Below are 18014 nucleotides of genomic sequence, written 5' to 3'. Positions count from 1 at the left end.
AGGCAGGCATGAAGCTGGCGCAAATCAGGTTGGAGAACTATCGGCGCTTTGACGATTTTCAGATCCACCTCCATCCCGAGTTGACGGTCATCGCCGCCCGCAATGGCCAAGGTAAGACCACGGTGCTGGAAGCCATCGCCGCAGCGCTGGGCCCTTTTGTCGGCGCTTTTGATATGGGCCGGGCCGAACACATCCGGCGCACGGATGCACGTTACAGCGTGACTGGAGCTGGCTTCGAAAACGAGCAGAACTTTCCCGTGCTCATCGACGCCATCTTGAGCGAACCGAGCATTCAGTGGCAGCGTGTCTTGCGCAGCGCAAAGAGCCGCACCAGCACCAAGGAAGCCGCTGATTTGGCGCGTTGGGGTCAGGAGTTGCAGGCCCAGCTGCGCCACAACGCCCAGACGCCTCTGCCCGTGATTCGCTACTACAGCTCCAAACGTCTATGGGTCAGCCACAAAAACACGAGCGCCAAGGCCACGCTCACCGAAAGTCGAACTGCGGGCTATGAAGACTGCTTGTCATCGCTATCAAGCTTTGTGCAACTGCAGGAGTGGATGAGAAAGGCTTCGCTGGCCGCAATTCAGCAACGCGAGCAGCCAGGCTACGAGAACAAAGACTTGTCCTCGCGTCTGCAAGGCATTGCAGACGCGGTCGATATCGTCATGTCCAGCGAAGGCTGGCGTCATTTCCACTACAGCCTGGTGTACGAAGAGCTGGCCATGGTTCATTCTGATCATGGCGCCCTGCCCATCAGCCTGCTGAGCGACGGGGTGCGCGCCATGATCTCGCTGGCGGCCGATTTGGCCCTGCGCTGCGTACGCCTGAATGGCTTTATGAAAGAAAAGGCGCCGCTTGAGAGCTCGGGCATTGTGTTGATCGACGAAGTGGATCTGCACCTCCACCCCGCCTGGCAGCAGCAAGTGCTGCAAAGCCTGCGCAATGCCTTCCCGCGGCTGCAGTTCATCGTCAGCAGCCACAGCCCGCAGGTGCTTTCCACCGTAGCCAGAAGCAATATCCGTGTGCTGTTCAAAGACGCGGATGAACACTGGCAAGCCCAGGAGCCCGAGCAGGAAGTTCTGGGCATGGAAAGCGCGGTCGCCCTCAATGAGGTCATGGGTGTCAACCCCGTCCCCCCTGTGGATGCAGCGCGGCTGATTGCCGATTACACCGCCGCTATCGAGAGCGGTCAGCACGACAGCCCAAGCGGCAAGTCATTGCGCCAGGAGCTGCTGGCCATCTACGGCAACGCGCACCCGGTGTTGATGGATGCCGACCGCTTGATCCGATTCCAAGGCTTCAAGCTGCGCCAGCCCTCACGGGCCCAGGGCCAAGTCTGATGCACAGGCTCGACCGCTCGGCAGTTGCGGCACCGTCCTGCCTGGCAAACTACAAGTCACCAAGCCATGGATGGGAAGACCTGGCTGCTTCATGCAAGCGTGAACTGCGCGCTGCGCTTGCGCAGATGCAAGGCAAGCCAAACGAGACCAGTGAAGCTGCCAAGGCTCAAGGCCCGCGTTGCGCATATTGCGAAGGCCCCCTCTTCAACAAGGGGCATATCGAACACTTCAGGCGCAGACGGGATTTCGCCGAGCTGAGCTTTGATTGGCCCAACCTCTTTCTTGCTTGTGATTCGACCGATCACTGCGGCCATTACAAAGACCGACAGGGAGCCTCAGACTACGACCCTGCCCTGCTCATCAAACCCGATCACGACGAGCCGCAAGACTATCTGTACTTCCATTCCACCGGTGAGGTACGGAAGCGCGCTGGATTGGATGCCACCAATGCTTGCCGGGCTGAAGAGACTATCCGGGTGCTGGGCCTGAATAACGCTGCCTTGACGGGGGCCCGTGCCAAGGCCCTGAAGGTCTACAAAGCGCGGCTTGTCGGCGATCTGCATGAGTTGGACGCCTGGCCAGCCGCAGACAGACGGGCCTATCTGCAAGAAGAAATCGAGGCCATCCGCCACCAGCCTTATGCCAGCACCATTCAGCATTTCCTGCAAAACAGCGCGAGTTGACTGGCTTGCTCCGTCAATGCTTTTTTAGCGCAGCACGCAAGACTCCGCTTGCCCCAGCCAGGGCTTGCAGAGATGATGGCGCTCCCACCACCGAGGAGACCCGCCATGAGCCCCCAAGCCTGCAAGTTTGTCTGGTACGAGTTGATGACCTCCGACTCTGCCGCCGCCAGCGCCTTTTACAGCCAGGTGGTGGGCTGGACGGCCAAGGACGCCGGCATGCCCGGCATGGACTACAGCCTGCTGTCCGTGGGCGAGAACCAGGTCGCCGGCCTGATGGCCCTAACTCAGGACATGCGCGCCGCCGGCGTGCCACCCTGCTGGGTGGGTTATGTGGGCGTGGCCGACGTCGATGCCCAGGCCCAGCGCATCCTCAAGGCCGGCGGTACGCTGCATATGCCGCCCACCGACATCCCCGGCGTCGGCCGCTTTGCCAGCTTTGCCGACCCGCAAGGGGCCAGCCTGTCCATCTTCACCGGCAGCAGCGACGAGCAGCCCCCGCAGCCACCCGTCGGCAGCCCCGGCACCGTGGGCTGGCATGAGCTGATGGCCGTGGACGGCGTCAAGGCCTGGGACTTCTATGCCGAGCAATTCGGCTGGCAGAAGAAAGACGCCGTCGATATGGGCCCGGCCGGCGTTTACCAATGCTTTGGCGGGGACGGCGATGCCTTCGGCGGCATGATGACCAAGATGCCCGAGGTGCCGGTGCCGGCCTGGGGGTTTTATTTCAACGTCGAGGCCATGGGCGCCGCCATCGAGCGCGTCAAGGCCGGTGGCGGCCGGGTCATCAACGGCCCCATGCAAGTGCCCGGCGGCAGCTGGATCATCAACGCGCTCGACCCGCAAGGCGCCATATTCTCCCTGGTGGCCGAGAAAAACTGAGGCCGCTCTCGCGACAGAGCTCGACCTGAACCCGTGACAGGCGGCGGGTAAATTGACCATTTGGCAGGCCCCGGATTGGTCGCATACTGGCGCGCCATTTCAGGGAGAAACCGCCAGATGCCCTCCGCTTCGTCCATCCATCCGCCCCGGGCCGCTGCCCGCCCTCTCGCCGCCCTGCTGCTGAGCTGCCTATTGCTGAGCGCCTGCGGCAAACAAGGGGCCGAACTGGGCCAGGGCGGCTCGGTCGTGAGCGGCTCGGCCGGCCCCGCCGGCGCTCACAATGCCAGCCGCGAATTGCTCAAATGCGAGGCCCCGGTCGCCACCCTGGCCCTGGTCGAAAACCCCAGCGGCTACACCCTCTCGGGCGCCCAGGGCCTGCCCAGTTCCCCCGTGCCCCTGGTGCGCCTGCTGGCCCAGCAAAGCGGCTGCTTCCGCGTGGTGGACCGCAGCGCCGGCCTCAAGGCCACGGTGCGCGAACAAGAGCTCAAGGAGGCCGGCATCCTGCGCCAGAACGGCAATACCGTGGCCAAGGGCAAAGGCTATGAAGCCCAATACACCCTGACCCCCAGCCTGACCTTCAGCGAGCAAGACGCCGGCCGCCAGGTGGGCGGCCTGCTGGCCATGATCCCGGTGCTGAAGCAGTTCGTCGGCGCGGCCGAGCAAGTCAAGCTCAAGGAAGCCCAGGTCGCCCTGCTGCTGACCGATAACGAGACCACCGAGCAGCTGGCCGCCGCCACCGGCTCGGTGCGCGTGACCGACCTGGGTGTGGGCGGCATGGTGCTGGGCAAGCTGGGCGGCGCAGCCGGCGCCGGCTGGAGCAATAGCGCCGAGGGCAAGGTGATCGCCGCCGCCTTTCTCGATGCCCATAACCAGCTGGTTGCGCAGGCCCGCATGCTGGCCGCCAAGGAGCTGCCGGCGCCGGTGGCGGTGAAGGGCGGCAAGGCCGGTTGATCAGGCCGGCAGGCCGTCTTTCAGCAGCTCGATAAAGGCCCGCAGCGCCGGGCTGGCCTGGCGCCGGCCGGGGTAGTAGAGCGAGAAGGCCGTGCCCTCGGGGCAGAACCCCGCCAGCACCTGCTGCAGGCGGCCGCTGGCCAGATGCTCGCGCACGGCCTGCTCGTAAACATAGGCAAAGCCCAGGCCCTCCAGAGCCAGGGGCAGGACGACGCTCTGATCGTCCACCGTCAGCGGGCCCTGCACATCCAGGGTCAGGTCTTGCCCCTGGCTGCTGAACTCCCAGTGGAAGAGCGCACCGCTGGCGAAGCGCTGACGTATGCAGGGGCGGCCGAGCAGATCCTGCGGCAGCTGTGGAGCACCCACCCGGGCCAGCAGATCGGGCCTGGCCACGACGACGAAGCGCTGGGCCGCGCCCAGCGGCACGGCCACCATATCGGCGGGCAGGCGTTCGGCGAAACGCACGCCGGCATCGAAGCCACGCTCGATGATGTCCACCATCTCATCCTGGGTCGACAGCTCGAGCTGCACCTGCGGGTGCGTCCGCACAAAGCGCGCCACGATGGGCGCCAGCAGCAGGCGGGCCGCACTGCGCGGCACGCTCAGGCGCAGGCTGCCGCTGAGCTCACCGCCCAGCTCGCGCACGCTGGCAAACGCCTGCTCCAGCTGCTGCAGCGCCGGCAGGCTTTGCACCAGCAGGCGCTCGCCCGCGGCCGTCAGCGCCACGCTGCGGGTGCTGCGGTTCAAAAGCGGCAGGCCCAGGCCTTGCTCCAGGCGCCGCAAGGCCTGGCTGACGGCCGATGGGCTGAGGTTGAGCAAGGTAGCGGCACGCCGATAGCTGCGCGCCTGGGCCACGGCGGCAAAGATGCGCAGCTGCTGGAGTTCAGGTTGGATGCGGGCATTCACCACGCGATTGTGAAGCAGGGCCGCACAGCCCATGCGGCGCGGCGAGGCTTGTGCGGCTGAGCGCCGGACGCGAGCATGACGCCACCCCAACAAGGAGCCCTGCATGAGCAACACATCCACAAACCCAGCCCTGCGCCGCCTGGCCGGCCACACGCTGCCCGCCATCGGCCTCGGGCTGATGGGCATGAGCGAGTTCTACGGCGAGAGCGACGACGCCGAATCCCTGGTCACCTTGCATGCTGCTCGCGAGCTAGGCGTCCGCCACTTCGACACCGCCGACACCTATGGCCACGGCCATAACGAGCAATTGCTGGGGCGCTTCTTGGCCCAGCTAAGCCCGGCGCAGCGGGCCGAACTCTGCATCGCAACGAAGTTCGGCATCAAGCGCACACCGGGAAGCTATGAACGCGATATCGATAATTCCCCCGCCTACATCCGCGCCGCCTGCGAGGCCTCGCTACAGCGCCTGGGCGTCGAGCAGATCGGGCTCTACTACGTGCACCGCCGCGACCCCGCCCAACCCATCGAGGCGGTGATGCACACCCTGGCCGAGCTGAAGGCCGAGGGCAAGATAGGCGCCATCGGTCTCTCGGAAGTCAGCCTCGAAACCCTGGAGCGCGCCCATGCCATTCACCCGGTGGCGGCCCTGCAAAGCGAGTATTCCCTGTGGGAGCGCGGCGCCGAGGCGCAGATGCTGCCCGCCACCGCCCGCCTCGGGGTGGCCTTCGTGGCCTACAGCCCGCTGGGCCGTGCCCTGCTCAGCGCCGCCCTGCCCGCGACCGATACCCTGGCCGCCAACGATTTCCGCCGCCAACTGCCGCGCTTCAATGGCACGGCGGGCGAACAAAACCGCGCCCTGGCGCAGCGCCTGGCCGAGCTTGCTGAGGCCTGGGGCCTGGCGGGCCAAGCCTCCCAACTCGCCCTGGCCTGGATCTTGGCCAAGCAGCCCCATGCCCTGGTGATCCCCGGCACGCGGCGGCAAAAACACCTGAGCAGCAACTGGGCCGCCGGCTCGCTGGGGCTGAGCCCGGTGCAGGTTCAGGCCTTGGACGATTTGTTCAAACCGGGCTCCGTGGCGGGGGAGCGTTATACCGAAGGGGGGTGGGTGGGGATTGAGTCGGGGCGGGGGTGAGGCAAAGCTGGGCGCCTGCGCGGGCCCGCGCAAATCAATATGACTGGCTGGTTATCGCGCCAAATTTGTTGCACCAGACTATCTCGCGGCGACCACGACCGCGCATGAGACTGTTACGAAACAGGCCACCGACAGCAGGCAGCTTCTGCGAGCTGCGAAGTAGTGCTCACGACCCTGAGCCGCCTTTAGCTGTCCTCATCTGGCCGCCTCGAAGCTGCCGTTCGGACACATCCACAGTCACTCGAGGGCGACCCCGCAGCGGAGGGCACCTTTCAGCGGGCAGCACCCAAGGCGATTGAGGCGTAGCGCGCGGCTTGAGATCGTGGGGGCTTGGCACTTCACGAGCCTCGCGCGCGCCATCGACCTGCAAGTACGAAGGCTACCCGTCCCACCGCCCCGAACAGCCAGCGCAGTACCGCCTCGAGCAGCAGCTTATGCGACCAGCTTCATCGCGCAAAGCGAGGCCACACAGGATCCTGAGGAGGCGAGCCTGTTGCGGCCACTTCAAGCAGCGGCCATCGTCGTCCTGCTGCGCAGACGGCTTGAAATCATCAAACTTGATGTTGATTTTTTGCCTGATCATGCGCTAAAAATCCCTTACGTCATGGAGGACATGCCAATGCCCAACTACAGAATACTCGCCATCCCGTTTTTGCTGTTGACAACGGCGGGTTGTATTCCGACTAACAAGACCACCGGTCAAGCACTTACGCCTAAGGACAGCGAGTATCAGTGCCTTCCCGTGCCGAGTAAGTGGAAGGAGGTCGGTAGTGTCTTCTCGTTGGATTCCAAAGGCATCACTCTCCGACTAGGAAAAGTCGACAAAATTCAGGTGCTTCCGCCTACTGATGCAGGATTTCCAGAGTACACCGCAAGGGTTTCTATAGGGTCAAAACTCCTGCTTAGCAGTCTTTCCGACTTCACGACATCCACAGGTGCAAGCGCGATACTCGATACCGAAGCATCAAGTATGTTGAATGTATCGGCCAAATACAGCAGCACGATGCTCCAAATTTCAGAAGGGCAGCCAGAGCCCAAGGCAATTTTGTGGTTTAGGGAAAGTGGATTTACGGCAACGGACGGAATTAGATACTTCTTGGTTCGCGAAACAATACAGAGTCCAGAAGTCGACTATGAAGTTCAAAAGGCGGATCTTGTCAAACTTGGGGTTGAAGCGAAATTCAAAGAGGTAGCAAAGGCCAACCTTACTGCAGGTGACTTCTCCGATGCCAATACCGTTCGCCTGAAGAAGAGGTTTCCAGAGCCAGTAAATGTTTGCATTAAACCAGTGGAATTGGTTTTGATTGGCACCGGCGCTACCGGGCAAATTCTCGAAGCCCGACCGGTAAAGTCCGCTTTGGTTGTTATGGGAATCCAACCTTAATGTAAACGGAACTCGTCTCGATAATGCGCGCACCATCTCGCTGGATAGTCTTGGTCGCAGCAGCGCTGATCGGATGCGGAACGAGGGTTCCTAGCCCACCTGCCAGTCCTCCGGGCGAATCTCCTAAGATTGATGTTAGCGTTGCCGCCAATCAAGCGTTGTCAGAGCGACGCGGACCTGACGGCGCGCTCAACGCAACACTATTTAGGCGGCTTGCAGTGGTTTACTTGCCCGGCAACGAAAGTCCGCTTGCAGATGAGGAATTGCCGTCAAAGTGGTTCCACTTGCTTGTCAATCAAATTGCCAGTCCTGAAAGTCACCTCTTCAATCAGTTCTTGGAGAGGGTGGATTCTTCAAAGTGGCATGGTCCGGACGACAATGAGATCGTATATGAATATTGGGCCGGCAGGACGATGCCGATTCTGCTCGGTTCCTGCAACGCCGAAAGTCTGCCGCCCAAATCGGCGTTAACGCCGGTATTGGAGTCATCGAATACTCCAAGCCATGTCAAGGCCTTGGATGCAAAGTTCCGCTTTGTTGTTGTTCGCTGCGGAGCCGCCAATTCAAATTTCAATTTCACCGCGCTACGCAGTCGACTGGATGAAGTCGCTGACTTCTACGAAGTTTCAACCAAGTCAACTAATGACTTAATGTTGGCGCAAGCGGAACTCTTTATTATGTCGCCTGATAAGGAAATTCCCGTTCCTGAATATCTGAGACAACGTGCTGAAATTTCGCTGAGGCGCATCTGGGATCTAATTGAGCTCAGCATTCCGAGAAATGCTACGAATGCTTCCGTTAAGCTCCCCTACCCGGCTTTAACTTTTGATCGTGAAAAGATGGGGCTTCCCCCATTCGAAACTGATTCTGCTCGTGGTATGTTTAATGCGTTTGGCAGGGCGCGACCTCAACAAACCCAGTATGAGAGAACTGTCTACATCTCTCCAACCTTTATTCGTGCTGCTTTTATCAGATGTGTTGCGTCGACTCACTATGACGCATCATTAACTCCACGACTAAAAATAATGCTGAAGAATTATCTTGCTGGACGAAGATCTGACTCAGATCTGAGCGATGCTTCGCTTGCAGCAAAGGGCGATACTGCCAAAATGAATCAGTGTATATCTGAAAGCATCGATTTTACTCTGGGGCATGAGCTTGGTCATTTTATCGGCGGAATTGAATCAGAGGAATCCGCGGACTGCGTCGGTCATTTCATATCTCAAGAGATGCATGGAAATGAGCCCGGGCTTTTTCAGCGATTGATCTTTGATCTAGCCAAATCGCAGGAATATAAGTTGCTTGCAATTGATGACCTCGGGCGGAAGCAACTCGCTTGCAGGAGTGAGTTGCTGTCTAGATTTCCGGCGGATGACAATCGGAAGGTTGAGGCAAAGCTACCTCGATGCGCCGAAGTGGCCCCCGAATGTACCAATCCGCGATTCTTCAAGAAGTGAACGCACGGCTGACGCCGAGTCGCGGCCAACGTAACCATGGCAAATCGACGTCGCAGGGGCTGACACGACTACTGCAGGCGACTCTGCCGCGAGCGGGCCATGGCTGGGTCTATGAGGTACGCGCGAGCTACCGATACCTGCCGCCGGCCAGCGACTGGCGATGGCCGACAGCGTGAGTACAAGTCCGCACCGGACAACCGACATTCGGTCCGCTGGGCCGAGCTCCTGTGTTCTGTCCGTTTATGTTGAATGCTTGGCGTGTGCGCCTCAAGCCTGCTCCGCCTTCTCTTTCCCCATGCTGCGCAGCAACGACCCCACCATCCCACCCAAGACCAGCACGGCCAGCCCCAGTGCAGCCCATAGCCAGCCGCGCTGGGGCCGGGCGGCCGCTTGCGGGTCCGGTGGCTTGGGCGCGCTAACGGCGGGTTTGCTGGGGTTCATTTGGCGCTGCGCCCAGTCCAGGCTGGCCTGGCCGGCGGTGCGCAAGGTGGCCGGGCCGGCGCCGGCCTCGCCCGGCAGCAGGGCGGCCAGGGTGAGCGGCCCACCGCCCGGCGCTGCGGCCGCTTCGGCAGCGAGGGGCGGGCGTTGCCAGCTCAAGGCATAGGGGCCGGGGCCGCTGGCCAGCAAGAGCAGGCTGCGGGTCTGGCTGCCCACCCGCAGCAGGGGCGGACGCGCGCCCAGCTGGGCGATGGGGCCGCTGTCGCTGCGCAGGCGCAGGGTCTGGAAGGCGGAGCCGTCCAGCACCAGATCGGGCGAGCGGGTCTCGGCCGCACCCTGCTGGATGCGGTAGGCGATGCTGCTGGCCAGGCCTTGCTCCTGCTCGGGCACGCTCCAGCTCTGCGGCTCTTTGTGGCGCAAGGCATAGAGCGGATTGCGGCTGTGGCCGCGCGACGTGGGCCTTATGGTGTAGCCGGCGCGCAGGCCGCTCAGCGTCACCGGTGCCAGCACATTGGGCTCCAGCAGCTCGATGCGCAAGGCATGCAGAGGTAGGGGGCCGGGCAGCGGGTAGTCGCAGCTTTGCGGGCCGCAGCTGCTGGGTGCGATGGGGGCCGTCCACTGCAGGGCGGGCAGGGCTTGCGCGCTTTGCACGGCGGCGATGCTCAGGCTTTGCAGGCGCGGGCTGTTGGCGGGCTCCAGCCAGCGCAGGCGCAGATAACGCGCCTTGCGCCCTTGCAGGTCCAGCTGCAGGCGTTCGATCTGGGCCTGGCCCTCCCCGCTGCGCAGCCGGGCCAGTTGCTCATCGCCCGCCAGCGGCTGCCAGGTCTTGAGGTCTTCGCTGCCCTCCAGCTGGTAAGTGAACAGGCCTTGCATGCCGGGCGCCAGCTCAAACGTCGCTTGCAGGAATTCGCCGCGCACCCGGGAGGCGTCGAAGATCAGGTCCGGCCCGGCCGATGCCGGCTCACCCAGCGCCAGCAGGCTCAGCCGGCCGTCCTTGCCCACGCGCAAGCCCAGGCCGTCGGCGGCGCTCTTGGGCTGGCGCGGCACGCTGAATTGCGGCAAAACATAATGGTTGATCTTGGCGGATTCAAGATCCGCCTCCAGCCAAGGGTCCAGCCAGGCGAAGGGCATGTCACGCCCCGCGGCGTTGCGCAGGCGCAGATCGCTCAAGCCGGGGTCGCTGAGGCCTTGGTAAATGCTCAGCGGCAGGTCCAGGCGGTAGTAAGGCCCATGGCCTTGCAAGAGCACGGGCACTTCATGCGCAAATGCCGGGAATGCCGGCAGGGCCGCCAAAAACCCCAGTGTCAGCCAGCGCCTCATGCCGCCTGCTCCTTGTTCTCGACCTTGCCGGGCACCGGCGCGAAATAGCCCACCACCAGGATCAGCACGCCCACGCCGATGAAGGACACGATGCGGTAGAGGCCGCCGCGGTCCGCCATCTCCACCAGCAGGAGCTTGGCCACCACCACACCCAGCAAGACCGCGCCGGCCGCCCAGCTGGCACGGCTCAGGCGGCGATTGCCCCAGACCATGGCCAGCACGCCGCACAGCGCCCAGACGATGGACACCGCGGCCTGTGCCAAGCGCGAGGCCCACAGCGCCTCCCAGTCCCAGGCCACGCCGGCCAAGTGATGGACGCTGCGCAGCACCAGGCCGGTGATCAAGGCCAGGGCCGTGGCTGCGAGCAGGGCCCGCAGTTCCGGCCTCAGCCCACCGTACAGGCTCCGCCACCAGGCCAGCAAGGCCGCCAGGCTCAGGGCCTGAGCCAGCTCCAGCGGGTTGAGCAGGGGCAGATAGGGCAGGGGTGCGGCCGCGCCGTCGCAGAGCAGATTGCCCAGCCACAGCCAGGCCAGCAGACCGGCGGCCAGCGGCGCCATGGCCCATTCCAGATAGGCCTGGCGCCAGGCTTGCACCGGCCAGCGGCCTTGCACGCCGGGCCGCGACAAGGCCCAGGCCAGCAGCGCTGGCACGCCGGCCCAGGCCGCCATGGCCCAGCCGGAGGTTTCGCCAAACGCCAAGCCCGCACGGTGCCCGGCCTCCAGCGTGGCCAGGGCGGCAAAGAACCAGCAGCCCAGCACATGCAGGCCGGCGCACAGGCGCGCCTCCAGCCAGCGCGGCAGCTCGCGCAGCAAGCGCAGATGCCAGGCCAAGGCCAGCGGCCACAGCAGCCAGCCCCAGTGTTGCGAGGGCAGCTCGCCGCCGTAGGCCAGGCCGGCCACGATCAGGCCGGGCAGGGTGGCCGCGCTAATGGCGCCCAGCTCGAGCCAGCCGCGCCGCCGCGCGATCCAGCTGGCCAGGACCGAGCTGCCGAGGATCAGCACGACATCCAGGGCCAGGGCCCAATCGCCCGCGGGCGCGGCCAGGCTCAGCATGCGCCAGCCTTCCAGATGCCAGGCCAGCAGCCAGGCGGCCAGGCCCCAGCCGGGCAGCAGCCAGGGCAGGGGCTGCCGCGCCGTCCAGGTATTGGCCCAGCCGAGCGGGCGTTTTTGCTGCCGCTCACCCGCCATCAACCAAGCCTGGGCCAGCAGGCCCAGACCCAGGCCCAGCAGGGCGTAGAAGAGGCGGTGCTCGGCCTGCTGGGCCGGGCTGGGCCAGTCCAGCAGCAAAAAGCCCAGGGCGCACAAAGGCAGGGCCAGGGCCAGGCAGGCGCTGGCGTCGTGGCGCATGCGCAGGCTCAGGAACAGCACGCCCACGGCCGTCAGCGGCCACAGGATGGCCGCCTCGTTCCAGCCCAGGCCGAACAAGCTGGCCAGATGCAGCAAGCCCAGGCCGCCGGCCAGGCCTAACTGCTGGGCCCAGCTCCATTGCGGGGCTTGCTGCGCGGCCAGCCAGAGGCGGCGCTGCGCCAGCATGCTCCACAGCGCGCCGCCCAGAATGCTCAGGGCGATCAGGCCGGCCGCCAGCGCGCCGCGCCAGCCGCTGGCCAGGGCCGCCGCCTCGCCGCCCACATCGGCCGGCCGGTGCAGGGTGCACAAAAAGCTGCCCACCGCCAGCAGGCGCAGGGCATGGCTCAGGGGCAGGAACTCCGCCAAGCCGCGCTGCTGCCACAGGTATTGCAAGGGCAGGGCCAGCAAGGCCGTGGCCAGCGCCGCAAAGGGCGGCTGCAGGAGCTGCCAGGGCAGCAGCAGGCCGGCGCCCACGCCCAGCCACAGGGCCAGCAGGCCCAGATGCCGCTGCGTCACCGGGGCACGCTCGGTGGCCGACAAGCGGCGCTGCAGGGCCCAGACCGTGAAGGCGCTCAGCGCCAGCAATAGCGGGCCGATCAGGGAGCCGGTCAACAAGGGCGTGCCCGGCGTCATATCCACAACCGTGGCGCCCAGCAACTTGCAGGCTGCACCGAACAAGACCAGCAAGGCCAGCAGGCGCGCATAAGGCCGCTGCTGGCGCGCGCCCAGCCAGAACATGCCGGCGCCTTCGACCGCCCAGGCCGCGCCGGTCCACTGGCCCTCCAGGCCCAGCGGAATCGCCAGCGTGACGAAGATGGCGGCGACGATGGCATAGGCCTCGGCCAGCAGGGCCAGGCCCGGCTTCTGGCGCTGAAACACCAGGCGGGCCAGCAGCAGGTAAAAGCCGGCCAGCACCAAGGCCGAGAGCGCCGGGCCTTGATAGAAATCCCGGCTCAGCAGGTATTGGAGGCCGAAGGCGGTGATGGGCGTGCCGAAGACCAAAGCGCTGTCCACCCGGCCCACGGCCTTCAGGGCTTGCAAGGGCGAGGCCGAGCCCTGACTCTCGGCCAGGGTGCGGCGTGCGAAGAGCAGGCCGATGAAGGCAAACAGCAGGAAGAACAGGATCAGAAAGGGCTGGGCGATGCCGTATTGATCGGGGCTGTAGTACTTGTCGGCCCAGCCGGCGGCCAGGGCGAAGGTGCCCACAAAGCCGATCAGATTCAGCACCCGCCAGGCCTTGAACCAGGCGATGGCGAAGATGCCCAGGTCCAGGATGGTCAGGTAGAGGAAGAGCGGTACGGGCCGGTTGCTGCCGCTAGACATCAGCACCGGCGAGGCAAAGCCCTCCAGCGCGGCGATGATGGCCAGCGCTGGCGCGTTCTGCAGCACGGCCAGGGCGGCGCCCAGCAAGGCCACCAGGGCCAGCAGGCCGAAGCCGGCCTCGGGGGCGATCAGGCCGTGCATCTTCACGGCCGCCAGGCAGCTCAGATAAAACACCCCCACGCCCATGCCTTGCAAAGCCAGCGCATAGTCGCGCCGGCGCTGGCGCAGGAACCAGCCCAGGGCCAGGATGGCGGCCCCCGCCAGGGCCACGCCGGCATAGCGCAACTCGATGGGCACGGTGACCCGCTCGGCCGTGTAGCGCAGCAAGAAAACAAAGCCCAGGAAGAGGATGAAGACACCGATCTTGACCAGGGTGTTGCCGCCCCAGATCAGCTGGACGATGGGTGCGGGCAGGCGTTCGCGCAGGGGCTTGGCCGGCGGCGCCGGCGCGCGCACCGGCCGGGGCGGAACGGGAGGTAGGGGCAGAGGCAGGGGCAGGTCTGACTCGGGTACGGGCTTGGCCGCTGCCGGAACAGCGGCGGCCACCAGCACCGGCTCATACACGGGCTCATACGCGGGTTCGGGCACAGGTTCGGGCACGCTCACAGGCGCTGGCATATCCGGCGGGTCCTGGACAGCGGCCGGCGCGGCGCCCGCCTGCAGCTGCTGGCGCAGGCTGCGCAGCTCGGTCTCGGCCGTCAAGAGGCGGCGCTCCAGGGCCTGCACCAGGGCGCGCAGCTCGGCGATGGCGGCCTGGCTTGGCGACTCTGCCGTGGCGGGCTTGCCGGCGGCCTTAGCGCCGCGCTGGGCCCAGAAATAGCCGCCGGCCGCGCCCAGCACGCCCAGCAAAAAAGCGCCCTCCGCACCGCCCATCACGGCGCCCAGCATCAGCCCTATGACTCCACCCAACAACCACATCCCCGCCCCCAGTCTCTATCTTGGGGCCGCATGCTACGCGTAAAGCGCGGGCGGCGATGCCCGCCCAAAAGGGTGGGTAGGCCCGCACAGGCGGGGCGATGTTCAGCACGCAGCTAGACACTAGCCCATTGATCCAGCAAGGCCTGGGCCTGGGCCACCGGCAGCGGCCGGCCCAGATAAAACCCTTGCAACTGGGTGCAGCCCAGGCTTTCGGCGGACTGGGCCTGCAGCTCGGTCTCCACGCCCTCGGCCACGATGTCCAGCTTGAGCGCCTGGCCCAGGGCGCAGCTCACCTGCACGACGGCGCTGGCATCGGGCTCGGGCAGGGGGGCGATCATGCTGCGGTCCAGCTTCATCGCCCCGATGGGCAGCTGGCGCAACAGGGTCAGCGAGGACTGGCCGGTGCCGAAATCATCCAGCGCGCACAGCAGGCCGGCGCCGCGCAAGAGGCTGAGCTGGGGCATGACCTGGTCGAGGTGGGCGATGGCGGCCGTCTCGGTGATCTCGATCTCCAGGGCCTCGGGCGGCAGGGCGCGCGCCTTCAGCTCGCCCAGCAGGCCGGTGGCAAAGCCGCCGTCCTCGAACTGCACCGGCGAGACATTGACGGCCACCGGCAGCAGCCGGCCATAACGTGCCAGCCAGACGCGCAGCTGGGTCATCACGATGTCCAGAATCAGCGCGCCCAGGGCGTGGATCTGGCCGGTGCGCTCGGCCGCGGGCACAAAGTCCGCCGGGCTGACCCGGCCCTGGCCCGGCCGCTCCCAGCGCACCAAGGCCTCAAAGCCGCAGAGCCGGCGGCTGTGGGCCAGGAATTTGGGCTGGTACTCCAGCACGAACTGGCCTTGCACGATGGCATGGCTGATGGCCTGCTCCATCTCCAGCCGGGCGCGCGAGTCGCTCTTCATGCTGGACTCGAAGAAGGCGTAAGAGATGCCGGCCCTGGCCTTGGCCGCGCGCATGGCGGCATCGCCGGCGCGCAGCAGGCCGTTGGCGTCGCGCCCGTCGCGCGGGAACTGGGCCACGCCCACCGACATATGCACGAAAAGCTCGGCCCCCTGCACCCGGAAGGGCGTCTGCAGCAGGGCCAGCATGGCCTCCACCGCCGCCTGCACCTCGGCGCGCTCGGCAACGCCCTCCAGCAGCACCAGAAATTGGTCCTCGCCCAGCCGGGCCAGCGTCGCGTTGACGGGCAGCTCCTGACACAGGCGCCGGGCCACGGCCTGCAACAGCCCGTCGCCCACCTCATGGCCCAGGCTTTCGTTGACGAGCTGGAAGCGGTCCATATCGGCGGAGAGGATGGCGAAGGGCGGCGCGCCCGTGTAGGTGAGCTGGTGCAGGCGGTCGACGGCGAAATTGCGATTGGGCAGATCGGTCAGTTCGTCGTGCAAGGCCTGGCGACGCAGAGCGTCCAGCGCGGCCTGGCGGGAGCTGTCGTCCAGCATCACCGTCAGCTCGGCCGGCTCGCCCTCCCAGTCGGTATAGCTGGACAGGCCATGCACATGGATCTGCCGCCCGTCCCGGCTCAGCCGCAAGCCCTCCCATTCGATATGGGCTTGCGGGTCCGCCAGCACCTGCCGGTGGCGATTCAAGACCTCCTGCACCTGCTCGGGAGGCAGCAAGGGCAGCAGGGAATTGGGCTGCATGGCCTCCTCCAGACTGGCGAAGCCATGGATCTTCAAGGCCGCCGGGTTGGCATAGACCAGCCGCATATGGCTGACCACCGCCAGGCCCTGCAGCGAATGCTGGGCCAGCCGGCCGAAACGCTCGGCCTGCTGCCTGGCCTCGGCATGGGCGCGCTTGACCGAAAGCAGGATCAGGCCCAGGGACAGCATGGTCTGCACAAACAGACCCGCCACATGCGGCACGGCCGAACGGCCCAGGGGATCGAACGCCGGCGTCAGCACATGGACAAAACCGGCTGCGACAAAGCACAGGGCCACAAAGCGCTCGCCCGGGTCACCCTGCCGGCCCATCCACCAGGCGCATTGCCAGGCGCCGATGGCCAGGTAGATGGAGGCGGCCAGCACGGCATAACGGTGATCCAGCTCGGCCAGCCACATCAGGCTGCCCATCATGGCCAGATAGAGCGGCAGCCAGACACGGCGCTCCCAAGGCAGCTGGCGGTAGATGCGCGCGCCCGCCGTGCGCAAGGCCATGGAGCCCATGGCAAAGGCCGCCGCGGCGCCCACCATCAGCTTGTGAAAAATGCTGCCGTCCTGATCGGGCAGCAGGCCCAGGCCCAGGGACAAAGCGCCCGACAGCAGGATCCAGCTCCAGCCCCAGTAGCGCACATAGAGATACTGCGGCGCCTGGCGCCACAGCATCAGCAAGGCCAGGCCCAGCAAGGCATTGAGTCCGGAGCCAATCAGGATCAGGGCGGTCATGGAGCTCCCAAATCGTTGCGGCCAGAAGGTCCAAGCGGCAACAGCGTTGAATGGCGGGCGAACGCCCATCCTAGCCCTTGGAATGGGAACGTACACGCGATTCTTGACGGTAAACCTCGGGTCCGACATGAATCCGCACCACAAGCGGCCGGGAACTCAGGCCCGCCACATGCTGAGACAATGCAGGCAGACGGGGCGACGGCCCCGTCTTCCCGATTCCAAGCACAGCAGCAGCCAGACCCACCATGACCCAACGCGTTCTGACCGGCATCACCACCACCGGCACCCTGCACCTCGGCAATTTCGTCGGCGCGATCCGGCCCGCCATCGCGGCCAGCCGGGAGAGCGGCGTGGAGAGCTTCTTCTTCATGGCCGACTACCACGCCCTGATCAAGTGCGACGACCCGGCCCGCATCGCCCGCTCGCGCCTGGAGATCGCCGCCACCTGGCTGGCCGCCGGCCTGGACACCTCGCGCGTCACCTTCTACCGCCAGAGCGACATCCCCGAGATCCCCGAGCTGAGCTGGCTGCTGACCTGCATGACCTCCAAGGGCCAGATGAACCGCGCCCATGCCTACAAGGCCGCTACCGATGCCAACCTCGCCGCCGGCGAAGACCTGGACGCGGGCGTCACCATGGGCCTGTACAGCTACCCCATCCTGATGGCGGCCGACATCCTGATCTTCAACGCCCACCGCGTGCCGGTGGGCCGCGACCAGGTCCAGCACATCGAGATGGCGCGCGATGTGGCCCAGCGCTTCAACCACCAGTTCGGCGGCGGCGCCGAGTTCTTCGTGCTGCCCGAGGCCAATGTCGAGGAGGACGTGGCCCAGCTGCCCGGCCTGGACGGGCGCAAGATGAGCAAGAGCTATGACAACAGCATCCCGCTGTTCGAGGGCGGCGCCAAGGCGCTGAAGGAGGCGATTGCCCGCATCAAGACCGACTCCAAGCTGCCCGGCGAGCCCAAAGACCCCGAGGGTCAGGCCCTGGTCACGATTTACGACGCCTTTGCCACGCCGCAGCAGCGCGCCGACTTCCGCGCCGCCCTGCGCGCCGGCCTGGCCTGGGGCGAGGCCAAACAGCAGCTGTTCGAACTGATCGAGGCCCAGATCGCCCCCATGCGCGAGCGCTATGCCGAGCTGATGGCCCACCCGGAGCGCATCGAGGCGATTCTGCAAGAGGGTGCCGCCAAGGCTCGCCGTTTGGCCGCCCCCTTGCTGGCCCGCGCCCGCGAGGCCGTGGGCCTGCGCAGCTTCGCCGCCTTGGCGCCGGCGGCCAAGGCCAAGCCGGCCAAGGCCGCCCTGCCGGTGTTCAAACAGTACCGCGAGGCCGACGGCCAGTTCTACTTCAAGCTCAATGCCGCCGATGGCAGCCTGCTGCTGCAAAGCCAGGGCTTCGCCGAAGGCCGCGCCGCCGGCCAGTGGGTGGCGCGCCTGAAGCGCGAAGGGCAGAGCGCCCTGGCCGACCTGCCCCTGCCCCCGGGCCTGGTGCTGGACGCGGCCGCCGTCGTCGCGGCCCTGGCCGCCCTGCAGGAAGCCGAGGCGGGCTGAGGC

12 protein-coding genes are annotated in these 18014 nt (G+C 65.7%); 8 read left to right on the top strand and 4 right to left on the bottom strand.

The window, feature by feature from the left end; all coding sequences use genetic code 11:
- Positions 1–8: 8 nt before the first annotated feature.
- The 4 genes from HNP55_RS05230 to HNP55_RS05215 all read left to right on the top strand — a co-directional run bounded on the left by HNP55_RS05230 (position 9) and on the right by HNP55_RS05215 (position 3853).
- Entirely contained in the window at positions 9–1340 is a 1332-nt protein-coding gene (locus HNP55_RS05230) for an AAA family ATPase (RefSeq protein ID WP_184296924.1), read from the top strand.
- Positions 1340–2023, top strand: coding sequence for a retron system putative HNH endonuclease (locus HNP55_RS05225; protein ID WP_184296922.1), 684 nt, complete (start codon positions 1340–1342; stop codon positions 2021–2023). Before HNP55_RS05230 ends, HNP55_RS05225 begins: the two co-directional genes overlap by 1 nt.
- Before the next feature lie 105 nt (positions 2024–2128).
- On the top strand, positions 2129–2902 hold the full coding sequence (locus tag HNP55_RS05220; RefSeq protein ID WP_184296920.1) for a VOC family protein: 774 nt from the start codon (positions 2129–2131) through the stop codon (positions 2900–2902).
- Positions 2903–3019: 117 nt separating this feature from the next.
- A complete protein-coding gene (locus tag HNP55_RS05215; RefSeq protein WP_184296918.1) occupies positions 3020–3853 on the top strand; it encodes a CsgG/HfaB family protein in 834 nt (277 codons plus the stop codon).
- Here the strand turns inward: HNP55_RS05215 and HNP55_RS05210 are convergent, their stop codons facing one another.
- Positions 3854–4759, bottom strand: coding sequence for a LysR family transcriptional regulator (locus tag HNP55_RS05210; RefSeq protein WP_348648664.1), 906 nt, complete (start codon positions 4757–4759; stop codon positions 3854–3856).
- A 103-nt stretch (positions 4760–4862) separates the two neighbouring features.
- Between HNP55_RS05210 and HNP55_RS05205 the strand changes: the two genes are divergently transcribed.
- The 3 genes from HNP55_RS05205 (at position 4863) to HNP55_RS05195 (ending at position 8732) form a co-directional block, all read left to right on the top strand.
- The gene (locus tag HNP55_RS05205; RefSeq protein ID WP_184296916.1) at positions 4863–5891 is read left to right on the top strand and encodes an aldo/keto reductase; all 1029 of its coding nucleotides are present in this window, start codon (positions 4863–4865) and stop codon (positions 5889–5891) included.
- 493 nt (positions 5892–6384) lie between these two features.
- Positions 6385–7275, top strand: coding sequence for a hypothetical protein (locus tag HNP55_RS05200; RefSeq protein WP_184296914.1), 891 nt, complete (start codon positions 6385–6387; stop codon positions 7273–7275).
- Positions 7276–7325: 50 nt separating this feature from the next.
- Positions 7326–8732, top strand: coding sequence for a hypothetical protein (locus HNP55_RS05195; RefSeq protein WP_184296912.1), 1407 nt, complete (start codon positions 7326–7328; stop codon positions 8730–8732).
- Between the two features lie 267 nt (positions 8733–8999).
- Here the strand turns inward: HNP55_RS05195 and HNP55_RS05190 are convergent, their stop codons facing one another.
- From HNP55_RS05190 to HNP55_RS05180, 3 genes are all read right to left on the bottom strand, one after another.
- A complete protein-coding gene (locus HNP55_RS05190) occupies positions 9000–10490 on the bottom strand; it encodes a DUF3999 family protein (RefSeq protein WP_184296910.1) in 1491 nt (496 codons plus the stop codon).
- Positions 10487–14047 carry a DUF2339 domain-containing protein gene (locus HNP55_RS05185; RefSeq protein ID WP_246448205.1) on the bottom strand — a complete coding sequence of 1187 codons (3561 nt, stop codon included), beginning with the start codon at positions 14045–14047 and terminating at the stop codon, positions 10487–10489. Before HNP55_RS05185 ends, HNP55_RS05190 begins: the two co-directional genes overlap by 4 nt.
- Positions 14048–14190: 143 nt before the next feature.
- Positions 14191–16461, bottom strand: coding sequence for a putative bifunctional diguanylate cyclase/phosphodiesterase (locus HNP55_RS05180; RefSeq protein WP_184296906.1), 2271 nt, complete (start codon positions 16459–16461; stop codon positions 14191–14193).
- 245 nt (positions 16462–16706) lie between these two features.
- On the opposite strand from HNP55_RS05180, the gene HNP55_RS05175 reads away from it, so the two are divergent.
- Positions 16707–18011, top strand: a complete 1305-nt coding sequence (locus HNP55_RS05175; protein ID WP_184296904.1) for a tryptophan--tRNA ligase — start codon at positions 16707–16709, stop codon at positions 18009–18011.
- The last annotated feature ends 3 nt before the right edge of the window (positions 18012–18014 follow it).

It is taken from the genome of Roseateles oligotrophus (assembly GCF_014204525.1).
GTDB classification, from domain to species: domain Bacteria; phylum Pseudomonadota; class Gammaproteobacteria; order Burkholderiales; family Burkholderiaceae_C; genus Paucibacter_A; species Paucibacter_A oligotrophus_A.
Note: the sequence above shows the minus strand (reverse complement) of the source record. Positions and strands in the feature narration are given on the sequence as shown.